Origin of the sequence: Streptomyces sp. NPDC048417 (genome assembly GCF_040651615.1) — a bacterium.
Taxonomy (GTDB): domain Bacteria; phylum Actinomycetota; class Actinomycetes; order Streptomycetales; family Streptomycetaceae; genus Streptomyces.
This window is the reverse complement of sequence record NZ_JBEZKI010000021.1, coordinates 153,718-176,873: the sequence shown is the minus strand read 5'-3', so window position 1 is coordinate 176,873 and position 23,156 is coordinate 153,718. Positions and strand designations below refer to the sequence as shown.

General features: G+C 71.7%; 14 protein-coding genes. 4 read left to right on the top strand and 10 right to left on the bottom strand.

Translation table 11 applies throughout. The features are described from left to right. Positions 1-108: 108 nt before the first annotated feature. On the top strand, positions 109-1,296 hold the full coding sequence (locus tag AB0D59_RS31095; RefSeq protein ID WP_362572396.1) for a sulfotransferase: 1,188 nt from the start codon (positions 109-111) through the stop codon (positions 1,294-1,296). A gap of 48 nt (positions 1,297-1,344) precedes the next feature. On the opposite strand, the gene AB0D59_RS31090 is transcribed toward AB0D59_RS31095, so the two are convergent. The 7 genes from AB0D59_RS31090 to AB0D59_RS31060 form a co-directional block, all read right to left on the bottom strand. Beyond that, positions 1,345-2,058 (bottom strand): hypothetical protein, encoded by a 714-nt coding sequence (locus AB0D59_RS31090; protein WP_362572393.1) that lies wholly within the window; start codon positions 2,056-2,058, stop codon positions 1,345-1,347. A 36-nt stretch (positions 2,059-2,094) separates the two neighbouring features. Continuing rightward, the gene (locus tag AB0D59_RS31085; protein ID WP_362572391.1) at positions 2,095-4,290 is read right to left on the bottom strand and encodes a glycoside hydrolase N-terminal domain-containing protein; all 2,196 of its coding nucleotides are present in this window, start codon (positions 4,288-4,290) and stop codon (positions 2,095-2,097) included. Beyond that, a complete protein-coding gene (locus tag AB0D59_RS31080) occupies positions 4,287-6,254 on the bottom strand; it encodes a beta-galactosidase (RefSeq protein WP_362572388.1) in 1,968 nt (655 codons plus the stop codon). Before AB0D59_RS31080 ends, AB0D59_RS31085 begins: the two co-directional genes overlap by 4 nt. Continuing rightward, complete coding sequence (locus tag AB0D59_RS31075; protein WP_362572385.1) at positions 6,254-8,446, bottom strand: 1,4-beta-glucanase; 2,193 nt, start codon at positions 8,444-8,446, stop codon at positions 6,254-6,256. Before AB0D59_RS31075 ends, AB0D59_RS31080 begins: the two co-directional genes overlap by 1 nt. Positions 8,447-8,729: 283 nt before the next feature. Then, entirely contained in the window at positions 8,730-9,668 is a 939-nt protein-coding gene (locus tag AB0D59_RS31070; RefSeq protein WP_362572382.1) for a carbohydrate ABC transporter permease, read from the bottom strand. Further along, positions 9,665-10,705, bottom strand: a complete 1,041-nt coding sequence (locus AB0D59_RS31065) for an ABC transporter permease subunit (RefSeq protein ID WP_362572379.1) — start codon at positions 10,703-10,705, stop codon at positions 9,665-9,667. Before AB0D59_RS31065 ends, AB0D59_RS31070 begins: the two co-directional genes overlap by 4 nt. Positions 10,706-10,732: 27 nt before the next feature. Next, positions 10,733-12,424 carry an extracellular solute-binding protein gene (locus tag AB0D59_RS31060; protein WP_362572377.1) on the bottom strand — a complete coding sequence of 564 codons (1,692 nt, stop codon included), beginning with the start codon at positions 12,422-12,424 and terminating at the stop codon, positions 10,733-10,735. 356 nt (positions 12,425-12,780) lie between these two features. Between AB0D59_RS31060 and AB0D59_RS31055 the strand changes: the two genes are divergently transcribed. Further along, positions 12,781-15,720, top strand: coding sequence for a glycoside hydrolase family 3 C-terminal domain-containing protein (locus AB0D59_RS31055; protein ID WP_362572375.1), 2,940 nt, complete (start codon positions 12,781-12,783; stop codon positions 15,718-15,720). 214 nt (positions 15,721-15,934) lie between these two features. Here AB0D59_RS31055 and AB0D59_RS31050 read toward each other — a convergent pair whose 3' ends face one another. The 3 genes from AB0D59_RS31050 to AB0D59_RS31040 all read right to left on the bottom strand — a co-directional run bounded on the left by AB0D59_RS31050 (position 15,935) and on the right by AB0D59_RS31040 (position 21,200). Further along, on the bottom strand, positions 15,935-17,383 hold the full coding sequence (locus AB0D59_RS31050) for an aldehyde dehydrogenase family protein (protein ID WP_362572372.1): 1,449 nt from the start codon (positions 17,381-17,383) through the stop codon (positions 15,935-15,937). Positions 17,384-17,559: 176 nt separating this feature from the next. Further along, on the bottom strand, positions 17,560-19,125 hold the full coding sequence (locus tag AB0D59_RS31045; RefSeq protein WP_362572369.1) for a PucR family transcriptional regulator ligand-binding domain-containing protein: 1,566 nt from the start codon (positions 19,123-19,125) through the stop codon (positions 17,560-17,562). A gap of 131 nt (positions 19,126-19,256) precedes the next feature. Further along, positions 19,257-21,200, bottom strand: a complete 1,944-nt coding sequence (locus AB0D59_RS31040; RefSeq protein WP_362572367.1) for an ATP-binding protein — start codon at positions 21,198-21,200, stop codon at positions 19,257-19,259. On the opposite strand from AB0D59_RS31040, the gene AB0D59_RS31035 reads away from it, so the two are divergent. Both AB0D59_RS31035 and gabT read left to right on the top strand, forming a co-directional pair. Then, positions 21,199-21,462: a hypothetical protein gene (locus AB0D59_RS31035; RefSeq protein ID WP_362572364.1), complete on the top strand. Its 264-nt coding sequence runs from the start codon at positions 21,199-21,201 to the stop codon at positions 21,460-21,462. The two genes, AB0D59_RS31040 and AB0D59_RS31035, sit on opposite strands and share 2 nt — an antisense overlap. A gap of 291 nt (positions 21,463-21,753) precedes the next feature. Continuing rightward, on the top strand, positions 21,754-23,088 hold the full coding sequence (gabT, locus tag AB0D59_RS31030; protein ID WP_362572361.1) for a 4-aminobutyrate--2-oxoglutarate transaminase: 1,335 nt from the start codon (positions 21,754-21,756) through the stop codon (positions 23,086-23,088). Positions 23,089-23,156: the final 68 nt, after the last annotated feature.

Sequence of the window (23,156 nt, the reverse complement as noted above, 5' to 3'; positions counted from 1 at the left end):
AGGCTGCGGTTACCGGCCGGTTAATGTCTCAACTCGACGGTGTGGTGGGGCAGTTGGAGGGGGTAGTACGTATCCCCTCGCTGTCCCCCCACGAAGGGTCCCGTTGCCGTGTCCTGCGGACCGCTCCCCCTCACGCTCGCCAATCTGCTCCTCAGACCAGCCTCCCGCACCCGCCGCGCACCGGACCAGGCCTTCGAGCGGCTGCTCGACGCGGCCGGGCGGACAGCGGGCGACGAAGCGTTCGCCGACGACTTCCGTCACCTGCTGCGATGTTGGTCCGGCGCCGAGCACCTCACCCCCGTCGGCTGGCTGTCGGCGCGCGGCCACATCGGCCGCCACCTAGCCAACCGGGCCCGGATCCGCCGGCTGCTCGCCGAGCACCCCGGGATCGAGCGGGAGCCCGTCGACCGGCCGGTGTTCGTGGTGGGCCTGCCCCGCACCGCCACCACGCTCACCCACAGCGTGCTGTCCCTCTCCGCGGACCACCGCTGCCCGCTGCTCTGGGAGTTACTCACCCCGGACCTCGACCTCGGGTCCACGGAACGGGAGAAGGCGATCACGACCGCCCGCCGCCTGGTCGGCGGGATCAACCTCTTCGCCCCGGGCTTCCGCCACATCCACAACCTGCGCCCCAAGGGCCCGGAGGAGTGCACCTTCGCCCTGCCGCACACGGTGATGCCGCTGTCCCAGGCCGTGATCCCCGGGTATCTGCCCTGGCACGAGACCCATGACTTCGAGGCCGACTACCGGTACCTCAAGCAGATCTACCAGGTGCTCCAGTACGGCCGCCCGCGCCGCCGCTGGGTGCTGAAGTCCCCGCTGCACCTGGAGAACCTGGACGCGCTGCGCGCGGTCTTCCCGGACGCCACGATCGTGTGGACGCACCGCGATCCGGCCACCGCCGTGGCCTCGTTCTGCAGCCTGGTCGAGCACGGCATGGCGGTCAACACCCGCCCCCTCGACCTGCGTGGGATCGGCGCCACCTGGCTGGAGTTGCTCAGCCGCTCGGCCGCCCGTGGCCTGGCCGCCCGCGCGCACATCCCCCGCGAGGCGCTGGTGGACGTGCCCTACACCTGGCTGGGCACCGACCCGGCCGCGGGCGCGCCGAAGCTCTACGCGGCCGTCGGCGCCCGCTGGACCGAGGCCGACGCGGCCCGCCTCCCCGCGGTCGTCGCCCGCCCCAAGGGCACCCGCGTGCACAGCTACGACCTGGCCCGCTACGGCCTGAGCCGCGCGGACGTCGACACGGCCTTCGCCGACTACAACGCGCTGCGCGCGGAGGTCGACCGGGCCTGACCGCGCACGGGCCGGCCCCGCGGCGCGCGCGGGGCCGACCCGGTCGGCTCAACTGCTGCTGACGGTGAGGCTGTTGGTGGTGAAGTCAAGCCCACCGGACGAGCTGGTGATCTCGTAGCCGAACTGCACGTCACCGATGGTCACGTTGCCGAACCAGCCCTTGGTGTCCTTGATCCACTTCAGGATCGGCAGGATGTCGATCGTGCCGGAGGTGGAGTTGGAGCTCCGGATGAACGAATAGACGTTGTTCGCGCCGTTGTTGCCCTTGTAGACGGTCCAGGTGTTGCTGCCCAGGGTGAGCGTGCCCTGCGAGGTGCCGAGCGGGCCGACGGCGCCGGTCTTGTTGACCCAGAGCATGATCTCGTTGGCGTATCCGGTGTCCCAGATGTCGTACGAGGTGTTGTACGCACCGGACGACGGGACGGTCACGTTGTAGCTGCTGGTGAGCGACCCGAGAGAGGTGATCGTCTTGTTGATCACCTTCTTGGAGTTGGGGTACGACTTGATGCCGCCGGTGTTGGGGTGGTTGGCGGTGATGCCCCAGTTGGTTCCGGAGTTGGCCCAGATGCACTGGGTGCCGGCGCCGGAGCCCCAGATGTTGTTGTAGAGCGTGTAGCCGTTCAGCGTGGTGTTGCCCCACTGGTCGCAGGAGCTCCAGACGGCGGCCGAGGCGGGCGCCGAGGCGAGGCCGACGATGGCGCCGAGGGCGAGCGCGGGCGCGATCAGGGCCGTGGCGGCCCTGCGATACGTACGTGGTGCCATGGTGTCCCTTCCATGGGTGGGGGGAGGTGCGGGTGGCTACCACGTCCCCAGGGTGAGGACGTGGTCTTCTCCGGCGACGAGGTCGAGCGGCTGGGCGCCGGAGGAAGTCCGCAGGTCGATACGGAGCGTCCGGTGCGGCTTCAGGACGGCTCGCGCACCGCCGGGGGTCCAGGAGAGGTCGAGTTCGGCTCCGAACCGGGTGCGGATTCCGGTCAGCCGGCCTCGGCCGAGGGCGGTCGGGGGTGCGGGGAGCAGGACCAGCCGGTCCGGGGTCGACTGGACGAGGGCCTCGATCAGGACGGCGGGCAGGGTGTGGGCGGCGTCGGCGTTGTAGACGTCGCGGTTCGGGTAGTGGGCGCTCATCAGGGATGCGTGGAAGAAGTCGCCGTCCAGGACCTGGCCGAGGGCGGCGGCGACCCGTTCGCGGTCCCGCAGCCGGGCGGCGACGAGCGCGTGGTGGAGGTGCCCGTGCGCCGAGTCGTTCTCGGCGCCGCGCAGTTCGATGGCGCGACGGGCGGCGGCCGCGAGTTCCGGGGTGTCGTAGGGCGTGATCTCGTCGAGCGGCCAGACGCCGTAGAGGTGGCTGAGGTGGCGGTGGTCGTAGGTGTCCCGCAGGCCGGGCCAGGCCCATTCGGCGAGTGCGCCGTCGGCGTTGATCCGGTGCGGGGGCAGCCGGTCGGCGAGGGCGCGCCAGCGGTCGGCGTCCGGGCCCGGGTGGTAGTCGGCGGCCGTGCGCAGGGCGTGCCGGGCCGCCGAGAGGTCCATCGCCGCGTTGATCACACCCGGGCCCGCGTTCGCGGGACGGTTCTCGGGCGAGTAGGACGGCACGCACACCAGGTGGCCGTCGGCGTCGGTCCGGGTGAGGAAGTCCTCGTAGAACGCGGCGACTTCGGCGAGCAGTGCGGCCGTACGCGGATCGCGCTCGCCGCGGATCTCGTCGTGGTCGACGAGCGGCTTGAGCAGCCAGTCGGCGCCTGCCGTCCACAGGTGCAGCGGGTACTCACGGCTGAAGTGGTACGAGAGCCCCGACTCACCGTCGGTGTGCGCGGGCGCGACCACGCCCCGGGCACCGAAGACCGTACGGGCGTTCTCCCGCCAGTCGCGCCGCTGACGCTGGATCAGAGAACTGAGGGAGTCGGTGACTTCCGGGAGGGCGGCGGCGCCCGCGGAGGCCGTCTGGAGGTTGAGGTTGGCGTCGTTGGTGAAGGCGCCGGACCAGGCGGTGTTCCACTCGCCGGTCCACAGTCCGGTCAGACGGGGCGGGTTGAGGCCGGAGGAGGAGAGGAGGTGGTAGCGGCCCGCGGCGAAGAGCCGCTCCAGGAGAGCGGCGCTGCGGGTGCGCTTCAGCAGCTCGGAGCCGGGCAGGCCGCGTTCGGCGGGATCGGCTGCCAGGTCGAGGGTGACGCGGGTGTAGGCGGTGCGGTGCGGTGCGAGATGCCGGGCGAGCAGGGTGTCGTACGACGGCGCGCCCTCGAGTGTCTCGCGCAGCTCGCGCGCCTCGGCGGCCACGTCGAGTTCGCCGGTGTGGCGGCGGACCCGGGTGAGGAGGAGGACGGAGTCGGCGCCGACGACGCGGACGCCGGGCGGAACGAGCTCCGTACTGCCGCCGGTGACGGCGACGAGGGTGACACCGGTGTAGGCGCGGTCGCTGTCGGGGTAGCGGGCACGGAGGCTGAGCAGCGCGCCCTCGGGGGTGCGGAGAGCGCCGTGGCCGATACCCAGGCCGGACGGAGCGCCCGGGAGCCGGTGGTCGAGGGCGATGTCGAGGTGGCCGGTGCCGACCTGCTGCACGATCACGTCGTCGGCGCGGGAGACGAAGAGGCGGCTGGTCCAGTCGGCGGTGGTGGCGACGGCCTCACCGGTGCTGAAGTCGACGGTCCGGCGATAGCCGTCCGCCCGGCCCTCCGGCCTGCGCAGCCGTATCCGGAAGGCCGGGTGGAAGGGCTGGACCCACTGGAGCGGGCGGCCGTCGGTGAAGCTCTCGGCGGCCTGGAGGTCGCCCGCGAGCAACCGGTCCTGCACGGTGGCGAGTTCGGCGGCCAGGCGGGGCGGGCGCGCATGTTCGCCGCCGTTGGGGCGCACGAGGGTGTGCTGGGTGACGATGACACGGTCGTCGTTCGGATCACCGAACACCAGGGCGCCGTGGTGGCCGTTGCCGCTCAGGAAGGCGTCCTCCCAGCGGGCGGCAGGGGCGGGCTCCCAGGTGCCGTGCACGGGTCCGGTGGTGGTCATGGCCTGAGCACCGCCACTCCGTAGCGATCGAGGGTGACCGCGTCGGTGACGGCCGAACCGGTCAGCACGTCCCGGTGGGCGCCCGGGACCTGCACCTTCACGGACTCGCGCCCGTGGTTGAACAGGAACAGCAGCTCACCCCTGCGCACCGCCTCGACCCCCGTCGGCAGCCCGTCGAGCACCGGACGGACTCCCGCCCCCGCGGCGATCCCGCCGAGCAGCTCCCGGAGCGCCTCCGGTTCGGGAAGCGTGGAGAGGTACCAGGCACGCCCGTTGCGCAGCACGGCGGGCATCCCGTCGAGTTCCCCGCCCCGGTACGGCACGGTCTCGCAGACCCCGGGAGCGGCCTCGATCTCCTCCGACCACAGGGTCCCCCGGAAGCCCTCGCACCCGACGCTCTCCCCCGCGTCCAGCGGCCACCACTCGTGCAGTGTGCGGATGCCGAACAGCTCGCGCAGCCTGGCGTCCATGCCGCCGGGGCGGATCCGGTCGTCCTCGTCGGCGACGCCGGTCAGGAAGCCGCTGACCAGGGTGCCACCGCCCCGGACGTAGCCGAGGAGGTTGCCGATGGCGGTGTCGGTGAGGAGGTAGAGCTGCGGCACGACCACCACCTTGTAGGCGGACAGGTCGTGTTCGGGGTGGGCGAAGTCGGTGGCGAGGTTCGCCTCCCAGAGGGCGCGATGCCAGGCGTGCAGGACGCCGGAGAGGTCCACCTCGGTGGAGAGCCGGCCTTCGTGGGCGCCGGCCCACCAGGAGTGCCAGTCGTGGAGAACGGCGACGTCCGCGACGAGGTGACTGCCGACCACTGCGCCGCTGATGGCGGCGAGTTCGGTGCCGAGCCGCTTGACCTCCTGGTACGTACGGCCCTCCGCCCCCGCATGACTGACCATCCCGGAGTGGAACTTCTCCGCGCCCTGCCGGGACTGCCGCCACTGGAAGTAGCAGACGGCGTCCGCGCCCCGGGCGACGGCCTGGAGGGACCACTGACGGTTGAGGCCCCGGGGTTTGGGGTGGTTCACCCCTCGCCAGTTGACCGGCCCGGCGGCCTGCTCCATCAGCATCCAGGGGCCGCGCGCCTGGGAGCGGGTGAGGTCGTGGACGAGTGCGCCGTGCTGCGCGCCCAGCGGATCGCGCGGGTCCGGATAGAGGTCGACGGAGACGACGTCCTCCTCCGCCGCCCACCGCCAGGCGTCCTGGCCCATCCACAGCGGCATGAAGTTGGTCGTCACCGGGATGTGCGGGGTGTGCCGGGCGACGATGTCCCGTTCGGCCGCGTAGCACTCAAGGAGCATGTCGGAGGTGAACCGGCGGAAGTCCAGCATCTGGGTGGGGTTCTTCATGTAGTGGGCGTGGCGCGGTGGCAGGATGCCGTCCCAGGTGTCGTAGCCCTGGCTCCAGAAGGCCGTGCCCCATGCGGAGTTGAGGGCGTCGAGGGTGCGGTAGCGCTCGCGCAGCCAGCGGCGGAAGGCGGCGGCCGCCTCGTCGCCGTAGTCGAAGGTGCAGTACTCGTTGTTGATGTGCCACAGGGTGAGGGCGGGGTGGTCGCCGTAGCGGGCGGCGAGGTCCTCGGTGATGGCGGCGGCGTAGCGGCGGTAGGTGGCGCTGGAGTGCGAGAAGTGCTGGCGGCCGCCCCACCACTCGGTGCGGCCGTCGGCGTCCCGGGGCAGGGTGTCCGGGTGCAGCCGGCCCAGCCACGGCGGCGGCGCGGAGGTCGGGGTGGCGAGGACGACTCCGATGCCGTTGTCGTGCATCAGGTCCATGAGCCGGTCCAGCCAGCCGAAGTCCCGCTCCCCCGGCTGGGGTTCGAGCTTCGCCCAGGAGAAGACGCCCATGGTCACGGAGTTGACGCCGGCGGCCTTCATCAGCCGGACGTCCTCGGGCCAGGTCTCCTCGGGCCACTGCTCGGGGTTGTAGTCGCCGCCGAAGAGGACGCGGCCGCGGGTGGCGTCGGAGAGGCTCGGCATCAGACGGGCTCCCCGTACTGGATGCCCCGCCCGTTGGTGGCGAGGTAGACCCGGCCGTAGACGCGTGGGTCGCCGGTGATCGCCTGTCCGGTCCAGCCCCACTGGTGCCGGTCGTCGTTGATACGGGTCCAGGTCACGGCCTCGTCGTCGGAGCGGTGGACGGCGGTGATGGTCTCGGTGGAGCCGACGAGATAGATCGCCGGGTAGCCGGCGCCGTCGGCCGCCCTGCCGAAGCCGAGGGTGTAGGCGGCCCAGCAGCTGGCCACCTTGGCGAAGCTCACGCCCCCGTCGGTGGACCGGTACAGCCCGTTCCATTTCACGCTCAGCCACAGGTCGCCGGATCTGCCGGGGGCCGCGACCAGCTGGAACTGGCTGTCCCCGGCGGGCAGCCCGGTGGCACGTGCCGTGAACGTCCGGCCACTGTCAGTGCTGGCTTGTAGCGTTCCTGTGTCGGTGTCGTATGCGTAGAAGAGCGTCGGGTCGGCCGGGTCGGCGACCGGCGTGGCGCCCTTCGGGAAGGAGGGGATCTCGGTCCAGGTGGCGCCGTTGTCGTCCGAGCGGTGGGCGGGGTACTTGGTCCCGTCCCAGTGCACGAAGGACCACAGCAGCGCGCTGCCGTCGGCGTTGGCGGCGATCGGCCCCGGTGCGTCGTGGGCGAGGGAGGGCTGGGCAGCGAAGGGCGCCCAGGTCCGGCCCCCGTCGTTCGAGAAGGCGCCGTTGCCGTTGTCGCCCCAGCCGGTGCGGACCACGTACGCCGGCCTGCCCGCGGCCTGCGCGAGTCCCGTCGCCGATCCGAACACGGGGTTCGTGGCCATCCCGCGGGACGGAGACGCGGTGAGCCGCTCGTGGTACAGGACGCCGATGTCCCCCGAGCCGCTCAGCAGGTGTGCCTCCCCGACCGGGGGCGACACCAGCTGAACCACGGACGTCTCCTCCAGGCCGCGGATCCGCGGGGCCCAGTGGACGAGGTCGCGGGTGCCGTAGAGGGTGGCGCCGGTGCCGTAGACGACGTGCTTCGAGTTATGCGGGTCGACGGCCACGGCCTGGATCCACCACCCGAACTTGGGCTGATCGCCGCCCCACTTCAGGAAGGGAGTCTCCGACACGTCGAAGACAGCTGTGTCCTTCAGGGACGTCCAGGTACGGCCGCCGTCGGCGGTCCGGTAGAGGGTGTCCACGGCCGCCCACCGGTTGTTCGTCGAGACGACGACGGTGCCGGGCCGGCGGGCGTCGACGGCGACCCCGCCGTAGCCGAAGGTGTCGCTGCCGCCGGGGCGGACGGGGGTGACCTCGGTCCAGCGGCCGGTGACGGTCGAGAGCTTGTGCACGCTGCCGTCGGCCTGGCCGTTGGGACCGGGGGCGTCGGCGTAGGTCACGTACAGCTCGCGGGCGTGGGGGTCGTGGGCCGCGCGGACCGGGATCTTGGCGGAGGTGCCGGTGGGTTGGCCGGGGACGGCTGCCCAGGTGGTCCCGTCGGTGGTGCGGTACAGGTTGACGGCGGTGGCGCTCCCGTCGGCGTCGCCCCAGCCGGCGTAGACGGAGCGGCCGACGGCGACCAGGAGGGTGACGCCCTGGCCGGAGGCGGCGGGGGCGGGCGGGAAGCCGGTGGCGGCCGCCCAGGTGGCGCCGCGGTCCGTCGACTTGAGCAGTCCGTCGTGCCTCGTCCCCAGCCAGAGGGTGTCACTGTCACGCGGGTCGACGAGGAGGCGCTCGCCCATGCCCCGGCCGTCCTCGTTGGCGCCGAGCTTGACGGTGAGATCGGTACGGGTCCAGGTGGCGCCGCGGTCGTCGGAGCGGAGGACCGCGCCGTTGCCGGCCCAGGACTGGGCGTAGGTGCCGAGCGCGAGATAGAGCCGGTTCGGGTGAACGGGGTCCACGGCGAGGGCCTCGACACCGAGGAGGTTCCAGTCGTCCCACCCGAGGTGGTCGGTGAGGGGGGTCCAGCGGGCGGTGCGGGCGTCCCAGCGGTAGGCGCCGCCGATGTCGGTGCGGGCGTAGGCGAGGCCGGGGGTGGTGGGGTGGAAGAGGACGCCGGTGACGAAACCGGTGCCGCCGATCGCCGCGTTGCGCCACCGGTACGCCTGCGGGCGGGGCTCGGCCGCGTGGGCGTTGGTGCTGAGGGCGGGGAGGGTGGTGAGGGCGGCTGCGGTCGCGGTGGCGGCAAGGACGGTTCTGCGGCTCGGGGTAGGCATGGCAAACCTTCGGTGGGCGTGGGTTGGGTGGGTGGTCCCGGGTGGGGGCGGGGGTCTCGCTTACCGGCGCCGGCAGGATGCCTCCCCCAGAGGGGGTGCCCTCCAGCGCCCACCCGTGCCGCCTGGGGGTCCCCCAGGCACGACCGCCCGCGGGCCGGGTAGCGCCGGCTGTGTGGAGCACGGCTGGGGAGCGCCCGTCGGGGGCGCGGGGAACTGCGCGACCGGCCACGAACCACCCGCAGCCGCCGACGCTCCCCCGCCGCCCCCTCGAAGGCGCCGTCGGCTACCCCTTCACCGCCCCCGTCAGCATCCCCTTCTTGAAGTGCTTCTGGACGAACGGCGACAGGATCGCGACCGGCAGCAGCGCCATCACCATCACCGCCATCTGCACCGCGAGCCCCGACAGCTGCCCCGTCTTGATCGCCTGCCCCAGCCCCACCGGGGCCTCCTGCTTCTGCACCAGCTGGATCATGACGTTCTGCAGCGGCATCTTGTCCTGGTCGTTGAGGTACAGGGACGCGTTGAACCACGCGCTCCAGTACCCGACCGCGTAGAAGAGGGTGATCACGGCAAGCACCGCACGTGACAGCGGCATGACGATCTGCCACAGGATCCGGAAGTCGCCGGCGCCGTCGATGTGCGCGCTGTCGATCAGCTCCTGCGAGATGCCCATGAAGAACCCGCGCAGGACGAGGATGTTGAAGACGCTCACCGCGCTCGGGAGGATCAGGGCGAGGTAGCTGTCGGTGAGGCCGAGGGACTGGACCAGGAGGTACGTCGGGATCAGGCCCGCGCTGAAGAACATCGTCGCGAGCAGCAGCATCAGGAACCAGCGGTGGCCCAGGGAGCCGATGCGTGAGAGGCCGTACGCGCACAGCACCGACACGGCCATCGAGAACAGCGTGCCGACGACGGCGATCAGGATGCTGATGATCGTGGCCCGGGTGACCTGGCCGCCGCTCAGCAGCTCCTTGTAGGCGACGAAGGTGATGCCCTTGGGCACCATCACCAGTCCGCCGGCCTCGTCGATCGTTTTCCGCGAGGAGAGGCTGGTCACGACGATGATCCACAGAGGGAAGAGGATGCCCAGGCAGGCGAGGGCGAGCACGAGGCCCTTGCCTGCCGAGCCCGCCCTGCCGGGCTCCTCCTCCCAGGCCGGACGGGGTGGGGCCGCCCATCGGGAGGGTTCCCGTACGGGAGGCTTGTCGATGACGGCGGTCATTTCTTGTACACCCCCTGCTCGCCCATGAGATGGGCCACTTTGTTCGCGGCGAGGACCAGGCCGAGGCTGACCACGCCCTTGATCAGACCGGCGGCGGCCGCGTAGCCGAAGTCCTGGTTGCGGACGCCGTTCCACCAGACGAAGGTGTCGAGGACTTCGGCGGCTCCTGGGCCGACCGCGTCGCGTTGGAGGAGGATCTGTTCGAAGCCGACGGTCAGCGCGTCGCCCACGCGCAGCACCAGCAGCAGGGCGATCACCGGCCGCAGGGCGGGAAGCGTGACATGCCAGATGCGGCGCCAGCGGCCGGCCCCGTCCATCGCCGCCGCCTCGTAGAGGTCCGGGCTCACGGAGGCCAGCGCGGCCAGGAAGACGATGATCCCCCAGCCGGCGTCCTTCCAGACGCCCTCCGCCGTGACCAGGAACTTGAAGGTCGACGGGTCGGTCATGATGTCGAGGCCGTCGTAGCCGTGCTGCCTCAGCAGCTGCGACAGCACGCCCGCGCCACCGAAGATCTGCTGGAAGACGGAGATGACCAGCACCCAGGAGAAGAAGTGCGGGAGGTACAGGACCGCCTGGGAGATCGCCCGTACCCGGGGCCGGACCACGCTGTTGATGAGCAGCGCGAGTGCGATCGGGATCGGGAAGAACAGCACGAGTTGCAGGGAGAACAGCACCAGTGTGTTCTTGACCGCGTCCCAGAACGCCGAGTCGGCGAAGATCCGCTGGAAGTTCTCGAAGCCCACCCAGGGGCTGTGCAGCATGGAGACGATGCCGTTGTCGCTGACGTACGGGTCGTAGTCCTGGAAGGCCACGATGTTGCCGAGGATCGGCAGGTAGTTGAAGACCAGGATCAGCAGGACCGCCGGCAGCGTCATCAGGATCAGCGCGCGGTCACGTCTGAATCTGAGGCGCAGGCCCAGTTTCCCGGTCTTCTCCTTCTTCCCGGTTCCGGTGGTGCCGTCGGACGCCACCGGAGTCCTCCCCGCCCTGTCGTCGTCTGCCTCGGCTCTGCTGCGAGGCACCGTGCTGTGGGACACGGCCGTTCTCCTTGCCTCGGTGCCTGGTCAGCTCGCCGAAGAGCCGTTGTCGTCGAGCAGCTTCTGGTACCAGTCGCGCAGCCGGTCGCCGCCCTTGCTCTTCCAGTCGGAGACGGCCTGCTGCATGTCGCTGATCTTCTTGCGGCCGCGGGTGATGTCGTCCTCCAACGTCTCGAAGTCGTTCATGAGGTTGGTGTACCGGGACGGCTCGGTGATCATCTGGCCGAAGAAGCTGGACTTCTTGGTGAAGGAACCCATCCGCTGCTGCCACTCGACCTGCGCCTTGGCCACGTCGGGGAAGTCCGGGTGGGCGATGGTGGCGGCGGGGCTCGCGACCATGACGTAGGCGTTGAGGACCTCGTTGTTGCCCTGGGTGGTCTTGGTGGGCACGCCGTTCTTGACGGTGTAGTGAGTGCCCTCGACGCCGTAGTTGGTGGCCATGTACTCCTTGGTGCCGTACGGCGCGGCGGTGACGTTGGCGACGGCCAGCACGTCGTGGATGACGGACTCCGAGGCCTTCTTGTTGATGAACGCGAAGATGCCGGCGGGCTGTTCGGCCCAGACCTGCGGGTTGCCTCCGTCGTGGGCGTAGACGTCCATGCCCCAGATCTTGTAGTCCGGGTTCTGGGTGGCCTGTTCGGCGGTGCGGCTCCACCACTGGCTGATGTCCTGGGCGTAGATCAGGAACTCGCCGGCCGCGAACTTGGGACCCGCGTCGGGGGCGTTCTTGCCCAGCTTGGCGTCAGGGTGCACGACGCCGGCGGCGAAGAGCTTGCGGGTCCACTCCAGGGCTTCGAGGTACTCGTCGGTCTCGATGCGGTTGACCAGCTTGCCGTCGACGAGGTTCCAGCCGAGCGGCTTCTCGCTGCCGGAGAGGACGCTGAACATCTGCCAGGCGGTCCACTTCATGTCCATGCAGGCCCAGCGCTTGGCCTTGGCGTTGGTGATCTCCTTGGCCAGGGACAGGAACTCGTCCGCAGAGCGCGGGACCTCGTAGCCCTCCTTGTCGAAGACGTCCTTGCGGTAGAGGGGCACGATGTTGGTCACGTACGAGGACGGCATCGGCAGTCCGCGCAGCTTGCCGCCGAAGATGCAGCGCCGCCAGGCGTCGGTCGGGATGGCGGCGAGGTTCGGGTAGTCCTTGACCTTGTCACCCGACAGATACGGGCCGAGGTCGGCGAACTTGCTGATGATGGCGGTGGGTATCTTGCCGCCCATGTTCCAGTTCGGAACGACCACGACGTCCGGTACGTCGCTGGAGGCGAGGACCGCGCCGAGCTTCTGGTCGTAGGTGTTGCCGTCCTGGTTCTGCCACTGGACGTCGACGCCGATCAGGGCGTTCATCGCCTTGTAGTAGGCGTTGTCCTGCTTGGGCGGGGAGCCCCAGAACGGCGACATGACGGTGACGCTGCCGCCCTTGCCGAGCTTGTTCGGGACCGAGGTCTTCAGGGTCGCCAGGTCGAGCTTGCTGGTGAAACCGATCGCCGAGCCGTTCTTCGCCGGGATGTCCGGGGCCACCACGTTGCCGGCGACGTAGGACGGCAGCAGCTTCTTCGTGTCCTTGCCCGAGGAGGAGCCACCTCCCGAACCGCTGTCCGACGCTCCGCAGGCGGCGAGCAACGGCATCCCGCCCGCCACCGCTGCGGTGGCGACGGCCGTGGAGGCGAGGAAACTTCTCCGGCTCGGCCCGGAGGGGGCGGAAGCGGCGTTCGGCGTCATTGCGTCAACCCTTCATGGCGCACCAGGACACCCGGCGGTGGCCGTCGGCTGCGGTGTCTCGAGTGGAACTGGCTGAGCTGAAGCGATCCCCCGACCACGGTCGACCGCTGTCGTGTGTCCCTGGGGCGGACCGTCGCGTCGGCTAGTCGAAGCGCTTCGATGTTGCTGCGAGGTTAAGTGAACACCCGGGGGTGCACAAGGGTCGCTCCCAAGATTCCTCCGAGGCAGCGGGGATGACCTCTTCGTATGCGCCGCTTGAAATTTCGGTGAGCGTCTCTTGACACCCGACGGTGCGTCGAATGAGCATCGAAGCGCTTCGAAAGCTCCTCGTCGCTCCATCGCAAGGGGAACCGCTCGTGACCGCTCAAACGCCGCCTACGCCGCCTTTCCGCGATCCGCACCTGCCGTTCGCGAAGCGCATCGACGACCTGCTGGCGCGGCTCACCCTGGACGAGAAGGTCTCCTTCCTGCACCAGTTCGCACCCGCCGTGACACGCCTGGGCATCGCCGCCTTCCGCACCGGCCAGGAGGCCCTGCACGGGGTCGCCTGGATGGGCCCGGCCACGGTGTTCCCGCAGGCGGTCGGCCTCGGCGCGACCTGGAACACCGATCTCGTACGACGGGTCGGGGAGGCGGTGTCCAAGGAGGTCCGGGCGATGCGCGCCCGCGACGACCGCGTGGGCCTCAACGTCTGGGCGCCGACGGTGAATCTGCTGCGCCACCCGCTCTGGGGCCGCAACGAGGAGGGCTACTCCGAGGACCCGAAGCTCACCTCCGCCATCGCCACCGCCTACACCCGCGGTCTGCGCGGCGACCACCCGGTCTACTGGCGCACCGCGCCCGTCCTCAAGCACTGGCTCGCCCACAACAACGAGACGGACCGCGCCACTTCCTCCTCCTCGGTCCGCCCGCGGGTGCTGCACGAGTACGACCTGCGCGCCTTCGAGGAGACCGTGCGAGCGGGCGCGGTGGCCGGGGTGATGCCGGCGTACAACCTGGTCAACGGCCGCCCCAACCACGTCTCCCCGTACCTGCGCGAGCGGTTGCGGACCTGGACGGAGGAGGATCTGCTGGTCTGCTCGGACGCCGGCGCGCCCAGCAACCTGGTCGACCACGAGCACTACTTCGACACCCATGAGGAGGCCACCGCGGCCGCCCTGCTCGCCGGTGTCGACAGCTTCACCGACCACGGCACGGACAGTGCGCAGATCGTCGCCCGGGTCACGGGGGCCTTGGCGCAGGGCCTGTTGACCGAGGCCGACATCGACACGGCCGTGCGCCGCCAGCTCTCGGTCCGCTTCCGCCTCGGCGAGTTCGACCCGCACGACGATCCATACGCCGACCCGCACGCCGGCCCACACATCGGCCCGCACGCCGGCCCACACATCGGCCCGCACGCCGGCCCACGCATCGGCCCGCACGCCGATCCGCACGCGCACACGTCCGACTTCGACACCCCCGCACACCGCGCCCTCGCCCAGGAGGCCGCGGAACAGGCGGTCGTCCTCCTCAAGAACGACGGCGACCTGCTGCCGCTCGCGCCCGACACCCGGATCGCGGTCGTCGGCCTGCTCGCCGACGAGTGCAAGCTCGACTGGTACAGCGGCACGCTGCTGCACCGCTCCACCCCGCTGGAGGGCCTGTACGAACGGTTCGGCGCGGAGCGTGTGGAGTTCGCGGAGGGCGTGGACCGGGTCCGGCTGAGGCTCGCGGACGGCACCTTCCTGCACGTACCGCCCGCCCCCGAGGCCGCCGACGAGACGCGCGGCGCGACGGGCGCCCTGGACCCGGCGCTGCTGGCGGGCCGTACCGACCTGCCCCCGCTGACCACCGACGCGACGGGCACCGAACTCGCCCTCGTCGACTGGGGCGAAGGCGTGCTCACGCTCCGCGCCCCCGACGGCCGCTATCTCTCGGTCGCCGACGACGGCCGGGTCCGCGCCTCCGCCGACCAGCCCGGCGGCTGGGTCGTCCAGGAGACATTCCGCCTGGAACCCCATGAGAACGGTCACCTCCTCCGGCATCTGGGCACGGGTCGCCACGTCTGTGTCGCCGCCGACGGCGTGCGGGTTGCCGCCGAGAACGCGTCGATCTTCGAGTTGATCATCGTCGAGCGGGGTACGGAGGCCGTCGCCAGGGTGGCCGCCGCGGCCGACGCGGTCCTGGTCGTCGCGGGCAACGACCCGCACATCAACGGCCGTGAGACCGAGGACCGTACGACCCTGGACCTGCCCCCGCACCAGGAGCGTCTGCTGCGCGCGGCCCGGTCCGCGAACCCGCGGACGGTCCTGGCCCTGACGTCGGCCTACCCCTACGCGGTGGACGTGGCCCGCCTCCCCGCGGTCCTGTGGACGGCCCACGGCGGCCAGGCGGCCGGCACCGCGCTGGCCCGCGTGCTGGCCGGTGACGTCTCCCCCGCGGGCCGCCTCCCGCAGACCTGGTACGCCTCCGACACCGACCTCCCCGACCTGCTCGACTACGACGTGGTGGGCGCCCGCCAGACGTACCTCTACTTCGAGGGCACCCCGCTGTTCCCGTTCGGCCACGGCCTGTCGTACGCGTCCTTCTCCTACGCCGACCTGGTCACCGAGGTGGCGGACGGGACGCTCCGCGTGTCCTTCACGGTCACCAACACCGGTGACGTGACGGCGGACGAGGTGGCCCAGCTCTACTCCCGGGCGGTCGAGCCGTCCTCGGTGCGCCCGCGTCGCGAACTCCTGGCCCACCGCAGGATCACCCTGGCCCCCGGCGCACGGACCGGGCTGGCCTTCGAAGTCCGGCTCTCCGCCTTCGCGTTCTGGGACGTGGCGCGGGGCGGATGGCGCCTGGAGCAGGGGCCGTACGACGTACTGGTCGGCGCGTCCAGCGAGGACATCCGGCTGCGTACGACGGTGATCCTGGACGGCGAGCAAGCGGTGCCGCGCGATGTCGCCGCCGAACGCGGCCTGGACGCGGCCGACTTCGACGAGCAGTCGGGCATCGCGATCGTGGACCGTACGTGGACGGCGGGCGACGCGGTCACGCCGAAGGGCGACGGCCTCGGTGAACTCGTCTACCGGGACTGCGACTTCGGCCAGGGCGTGACGGAGGTGAGCGCGCGGGTGTCGGGCGCCGGCTCGCTGGAACTCTCCCTGGACGGCGGCCCGTCGCTGGCGGTGCTGACGCTCGCCGAGCCGACGCCGGGCCCGTACGCGTACACCTCGCTCACCGCCGGCATCGTCGCCGAGGGCGTGCACGACGTCCACCTCAGACTGCGCGGCCCGCTGCGGCTCGCGCACGTCGGCTTCTCCGGTTGAGGGTCCGAAGCGGCCGACACCGAGAAGGGGCCCGGCACCGGAAGGCATCGGTGCCGGGCCCCTTCGAGGGGACGACGACGAGCGTCACGGACGACAGTAACTGAAAATGGTTCCCATTGACAAGAAGGCTGCCCCGGCGACCGGGGCCGCGGCACACCGACGGCCGGAGCCCCCGCACAGCGGGCTCCGGCCGTGGTGTCCTGACCGTGGCAGGTCAGAGGGCGAGGCCGGTGAGGACCAGGACTCGCTCGTAGGTGTAGTCGTCCATCGCGAACTTGACGCCCTCGCGGCCGACGCCGGACTGCTTGGCGCCGCCGTACGGCATCTGGTCGGCACGGTAGGACGGGACGTCGCCGATGACGACACCGCCGACCTCGAGCGCACGGTGGGCGCGGAAGGCGGTCCCCAGGTCGCGGGTGAAGACGCCCGCCTGGAGGCCGTACTTGGAGTCGTTGGCGGCGGCGAAGGCCTCGGCCTCGCCGTACACCTTCTGCACGGTGAGGACGGGTCCGAAGACCTCCTCGCAGGAGATGGTGGTGTCCGCCGGGACCTCGGTGAGGACGGTCGGCGCGAAGCTGGCGCCGTCGCGGTCGCCGCCGGTCACCAGCGTGGCGCCGGCCTCCACGGCCTCCTTCACCCAGGCCTCGACGCGCTCCGCGGCGGCCTCGCTGACCAGCGGGCCGACGTCCGTCTTGGCGTCGGCGGGGTCACCGGTGACCTGGGCCTCGACGGCGGCGACGATGCGCGGAAGCAGCCGGTCGTAGACGGACGCGTCGGCGATGACCCGCTGCACGGAGATGCAGGACTGGCCGCCCTGGTAGTTGGAGAAGGTGGCGATGCGGGTGGCGGCCCAGTCGAGGTCGGCGTCGCTCGCGTAGTCGCCGAGGACGACGGCCGCGCCGTTGCCGCCCAACTCCAGGGTGCAGTGCTTGCGGGGCACCGAGTCCATGATCGAGTAGCCGACCTTCTCGGAACCGGTGAAGGAGATGACGGGGAGGCGCTCGTCCTGGACGAGGGCGGCCATCTTGTCGTTGGCGACCGGGAGGATCGACCAGGAGCCGGCCGGGAGGCCCTCGGTCTCGGCGAGCAGGTCGCCGATGATCAGGCCGGACAGCGGGGTGGCGGGCGCCGGCTTGAGGATGATCGGCGCGCCGGCGGCGATGGCCGGGGCGATCTTGTGGGCGCAGAGGTTGAGCGGGAAGTTGAAGGGTGCGATGCCGAGGACGACGCCCTTCGGGAACCGGCGCGTCAGCGCGAGCCGGCCCTGCCCGCCGAGGTCGGTGTCGAGCCGCTGGGCCTCGCCGCTGTTGAAGCGCCGGGCCTCCTCGGCGGCGAACCGGAACACCGAGACGGCACGGCCGACCTCGCCGCGCGCCCACTTGATGGGCTTGCCGTTCTCGGCGGAGATCAGCTGGGCTATCTCCTCGGTGCGCTCGACGAGGCGCCGGCTGACGTGGTCGAGGGCGGCGGCGCGTATGTGTGCCGGGGTGGCGGCGAACTCGTCCCGTACGGCGTACGCGGCGGCGACGGCTTCCTCGACCTGCGCGTCGGTGGGCACGCTGGCCTTGCCGACGAGGCGCCCGTCCCACGGGCTGGTGACGTCGAAGGTGTCCTCGCCGGTGGCCTCACGGCCGGCGAGCCAGAAGGCGTGGGTGGCGGTCATGAGAGTCCCGGCCCTTCCGCGTGTGTGGGGATGTTCTTGGCTTCCGAGGTCCACCGTAGGCGCGGGAAGCAGAAGCGGCGCTTGTCCGGGGTGTAGTGGTGGGGAACGGGGGCGCGCCTCTTTGGCAGGGGCGCGCGGGTCGCGTTCTCCGCCCTCTCCGGGTTCCCCGGCGGCGATCAGTCCGCCGAGGTCGCCTTCAGGGCCAGCCACAGCTCCATCCGGGCGTCCGGGTCGTCCAGGGAACGGCCCAGGATCTCCTCGACCCTGCGCATCCGATACCTCAGCGTATGCCGGTGCACGCCCAGGTCGGCCGCCGCCGCGTCCCACTGGCCGTGCCGGGACAGCCAGGCCCGCAGGGAGGCCACCAGGTCACCGCGGCCCGTCGCGTCATGCTCGTACAGCGCCCGCAGCAGACCGTCCGCGAACGCCTTCACCGCGTCGTCCGCCAGCAGGGGCAGGACCGAACCGACGGCCAGCTGCTCGTGCTCGACCAGCACCCGGCCCCGCCGCCGGGCCACCGACAGGGCCTGTTCGGCCTGTTTGTAGGCGGCCGGCGCGCCGATCGGCCCGGACGGGGCGGACATGCCCACGACCAGGTCGTCGTCCTCGGTGGCATCCTGCTCCGGCGCGGCCCGGGCGGCCTCGCGCGCCGCCGCGTGATCGGCGCACGCGCCCACCGCCGCGCCTCCGTCGACGCCCAGCACGACCAGCCGCTCCCCCTCCGGCACCACCAGCACCGCCTCCCCGGCGCGCGCCGCGGCCGACTCGACCGCCTCCGCGAGACCGGCCAGCAGCTCGGCACCCCCATCGGCGACGATCATCCGGAAGGGTGCGTCGAGAAGCCCGCCGTACAGATCCCCGGCGACCCCCCGGGCGTGGTCCGGCTGCCCGGCGAGCAGCATGCGCAGGACCGCCGCTCCCACCCGCTGCTCGGCCTCGTGCAGCGAACGGGAGCGTTCCGTGGTGAGAGTGAGCAGCGCGATGGCCGAGTGGACGGCATACCGTTCGGCGGTGCCGAGGGCCGCCGCGGTGCCGACCGCGAGGGCCGCCCGGGGCCTGCGGCCGGTGCCGAGCGAGTGCAGCTCCACCCGGTCCTCGTTGTCCGGGCCGCCCACCACCGAGGAGGCCGGCGCCGGGCGCTCCCGCAGCCGTTCCACCTCGGCCGTCAGCCGGGCCGCCCGGCGGCCCGCCCACTCCGGTGCCGTGGCGACGACCGCGCCCGACGCGTCGTACAGCGCCGCCCAGCCGTTGACCTGCGCGGCGAGTGCGGCCAGCAGGCCCTCAGGACCGGCGTTCAGGGCCTGCCTGGTCAGTTCGCGCTGGGCGGCGAAGCCCGCCGTCACCGCCCGGTACTGGTCGGCCGCGATCGCCGCCGACACGGCCTTGCTGATGGCGAGGAAGGGGGTGCGGCGCGGCACCTCGAGCAGGGGCAGGTCGCCCTGCTCGGCCGCGTCGACCAGGGCCTTGGGGATCTCCTCGTAGTTGACCCCGACGGCGAAGCCGAGACCCACCACACCCGCTCCCACCAGGCGTTTCACATACCGTCGCATCGCCTGCGGATCATCCGCGTCCAGCTTCAGCGCGGTGATCAGGAGGAGTTCCCCGCCTTCCATGTACGGCACGGGGTCGGCGAGTTCGCTGACATGGGCCCAGCGCACGGGCACGTCGAGGCGGTCCTCGCCCGCGCGCACGGTCAGTTTGAGCGCGGAATGGTGGACGAGCGAGGCGAGCGTCGGTGGCATCGGGCCGTCAGATCATCTCTTCGGTCGGGAGCACGTGAGGACGTGCACAGAGGGCAGTGGGCCTTTGGCCGTCTCGTATGAACGGCCTGTGTCGATTCTGCCTCACTGTACGGTCGCGTGGGTCTCCCCGTTCAAACCCGGCCGGCGCCGCCCCTGAGGTCCACCAGCAGCGGCGGCGCGTGCTCGCCCTTGACGGTCGTCAGGGAGAGGACGGCATGGCCCGCGGGCACGCCGTGAGCCAGCTCGGAGGCCGACCAGCGCTCACGCTCCACCTGGCGGACGGTGACCGCGCGGGCCGTGGGCGCCTTGCCGGTGATGACCTGCCGTACGACGTGCAGTGCCTTGCCCGCGGGGGTCTCCGCGATGATCTGGCGGTCGGTGACGTCCCGGGCCTCGGTCCACTCCTTGCCCCAGACCTCGGCGAAGTCCTGGCCGTCCCAGGGGGTGAGTCCGGCGAAGGCCATACGGCAGCCGGCGGCCCCCAGCAGCGGCCCGCGCAGCGGACGGGGTACGTCGTCCAGGGTGCGCAGGGTCAGCGCGACGCCCGCGTTGGCCGACCGCAGACGCTGGACGGCGCGTACCGCCTCCGGCGTCACCACACCCGTCGCGTCGTCCAGGAGCAGGCACGCGAAGAGCGACCGGTCGTCCCGTACCGTCACGCTCGCCGTGAACTGGGCGAGCACCAGCCGGGCCAGGATGCGGGAGGCGTCCGCGTGGCCGCGCTCGGGCAGGTCGATACGGACCCGGACCGGGTGGTCGAGGGCCTTGAGGGAGAAGGGCCGGGACTGGCCGGAGGTGTCGAAGAACCCGGCGAAGGCCGGACGGTCGAGGAGAGCGATGCGGTCGGCGAGCACCGCGCCCACGTCCCCCGGCTGTCCCATCTGCCGTTCCCGGGAGTCGAGTTCACGCAGCAGCGACTCGTGTCCTGTGGCCGTCAGCGCCTTGCGGAGCGCGGCCATCGGGCCGGCGGTGCCGTCGAGGAGCTGACGGAGTTCGGGTACGGAGGGGAAGCGGCCGTGGACCGCCTTGAACGGGCCGAGCAGCTGGGCGAGGACGGTGGTGGAGCGGCGGCTGTCGCTGCCGGGGTGCGGGTCGGCGAGGTCGCCGACGAGGGCCTCGGCGATTATGGCGGCGGCCTCGTCGGGGTCGGTGGTGCCGCCGTACAGGTCGAGGTCGTAGACGGAGTCGGGGTGGGCGATGCGGACGACGACGTCGTAGGAGTCGGCGGGTCCGAGTCCGGCGCCGGCCGCGCCGACGACGACCACGGAGGCGCGGCCGGCGAGCGCGTGCAGGCAGAGCGACTCGGCGAGCGGGCGCACCAGCGCGCCGGTCTTGCCGGAGCCGGCCGGGCCGACGGCGAGCAGGGAGGTGCCGAGCAGCTCGGGGCCGAGGGCGAGACCGGCGCCCCGGTAGCGGTAGGCGTTGCGGGGGTCGTCGGCGGTCGTGCCGAGCCGCACCTGGCCGGTGACCAGGTCGTGCCGGCCGTGCCGGGCGGGCAGGTCGCGTTCCCCGGAGGGGTGCGGGCAGGCGGCGGCGCCGTCCTTGACCACGGCGGCGGAGAAGGACGCCATGCTGTGCCGGCCGCTGCGCACGCCCTGCCAGGCCCGGGCGATCCGGGCCTGGTCCACGTCCCCCATCAGCCCGGCCCGCGCCTCGGCGGCGAGCCGGTCGGCGGCCTCGTGCGCCCCGGCGGCACGGAGGTGGGGCCACTGGGCGGGGTCCTGCTCGGGGGCGGGGGGCCGTTCGGCGGCAGGAGCGGCGCCGGCCTGGGTCCAGGCGCGCGGACCGTAGCGGCGCCAGACCTCGCCCCAGCGGCCGAGGCGGCCGACGACGAGCATGATCGCCAGGGCGATGAGCGAGTAGTAGCTGTACCAGAGGACGGCGTTGCCGACGCGGTCGTCGCTGTGCCGCCAGGAGTCCGGGGTGAACAGCTCCAGGGGCACCACCCACCAGCCGCCCAGATAGCCGTTCCACAGCAGCGACCAGAGCAGCCAGCCGACCAGGAACGCGATCAGCGCGCCGCTCAGCAGTTGCCGGGCCGGGATCCGCTCGGGCTCCTCCTCGGGCCTAGGCATGTACCGGAACCGCCACACCCCCGGCGGCGCCTCCGGCCGCGGCGCCCGCAGCCAGCTCAGAAAGGCCGAGCCGTCGGGCATCGCAGGCACCCCGGGCGGCATGTTCGGCGCCCCGGGCGGCCGGTTCGGCCGCGGCGGCACCGCGGCGGCCTCGGCCGGCGTCCTGCCCGCGTCCTGCGGCCCCGCCGGACGCGGTACAGGATTCATGTGGGTGCCCTGTGTGTCCCGCGTCCCGTCGCTGTCCATCGCCCTTTCCCCCTGACCAGCCGTTCCGTCCACCGTCAGCGAGTCAATCTAACGCCCTCCCCAGGGGAGTTCACCGCTTACACGGCCGAGGAACCGTCAGCCGGGTCCCGCCGCCGCCCGGCGCAGTATGTCCACCACGGACAACGCCACCTCCGGACAACACCCACATGGAGCATGCCCACCTCTCGCGGCCGGACCTAGCCTGCGAAGAAAGAAGGAGAGCGTCCGGATACGCACCGCCGGAGCCGCCCCGGGGCCGCCGGACACGCACAGCGCCCCGGAACGCACGATTGATCAGGGAGCCCCCATGACCGCACTTCCGCAGGAGCGCCGCGTCGTCACCGCCATCCCCGGCCCCAAGTCGCAGGAGCTGCAGGCCCGCCGTACCGCCGCGGTCGCGCAGGGTGTCGGTTCCGTGCTGCCGGTGTTCACCGCCCGCGCGGGCGGCGGCATCATCGAGGACGTCGACGGCAACCGTCTGATCGACTTCGGTTCCGGTATCGCGGTGACCAGCGTGGGCGCCTCCGCCGAGGCCGTCGTACGCCGGGCCGCCGCCCAGCTGGCCGACTTCACCCACACCTGTTTCATGGTCACCCCCTACGAGGGCTACGTGGCCGTCGCGGAGGCGCTGGCCGAGCTGACGCCCGGCGACCACGCCAAGAAGTCCGCGCTGTTCAACTCCGGCGCCGAGGCCGTCGAGAACGCCGTGAAGATCGCCCGCGCCTACACCAAGCGGCAGGCCGTCGTCGTGTTCGACCACGGGTACCACGGCCGGACCAACCTCACCATGGCGCTGACCGCGAAGAACATGCCGTACAAGCACGGCTTCGGACCGTTCGCGCCCGAGGTGTACCGGGTGCCGGTGGCGTACGGCTACCGCTGGCTCACCGGCCCCCAGAACGCCGGTGCCGAGGCCTCCGCCCAGGCCATCGACATGATCAACAAGCAGATCGGCGCGGACAACGTGGCCGCGATCATCATCGAGCCGGTGCTCGGCGAGGGCGGCTTCATCGAGCCCGCCAAGGGCTTCCTGCCGGCGATCAGCCAGTACGCCAAGGACAACGGGATCGTGTTCGTCGCCGACGAGATCCAGTCCGGCTTCTGCCGCACGGGCCAGTGGTTCGCCTGCGAGGACGAGGGGATCGTCCCGGACCTGATCACCACCGCCAAGGGCATCGCCGGCGGTCTGCCCCTGGCCGCTGTCACGGGTCGCGCCGAGATCATGGACGCCGCGCACTCCGGCGGCCTCGGCGGCACCTACGGCGGCAACCCGGTCGCCTGTGCCGGTGCGCTCGGCGCCATCGAGACCATGAAGGAGCTGGACCTCAACGCCAGGGCGAAGGCCATCGAGGCGATCATGAAGCCGCGGCTGTCCGCCATGGCCGAGAAGTTCGACATCATCGGCGATGTGCGGGGCCGCGGCGCGATGATCGCCATCGAGCTGGTCAAGGACCGTACGACCAAGGAGCCGAACCCGGAGGCGACCGCCGCCCTCGCCAAGGCCTGCCACCAGGAGGGCCTGCTGGTCCTGACCTGTGGCACCTACGGCAACGTGCTGCGCTTCCTGCCGCCGCTGGTCATAGGCGAGGACCTGCTGAGCGAGGGCCTCGACATCATCGAGCAGGCCTTCGCTCGGATCTGAGCCACAGGCTTCTCGCAGCCCGCTCACAGGGTGCCGAACCCATGTGTCACTGCCGCCCCACCCCTCCC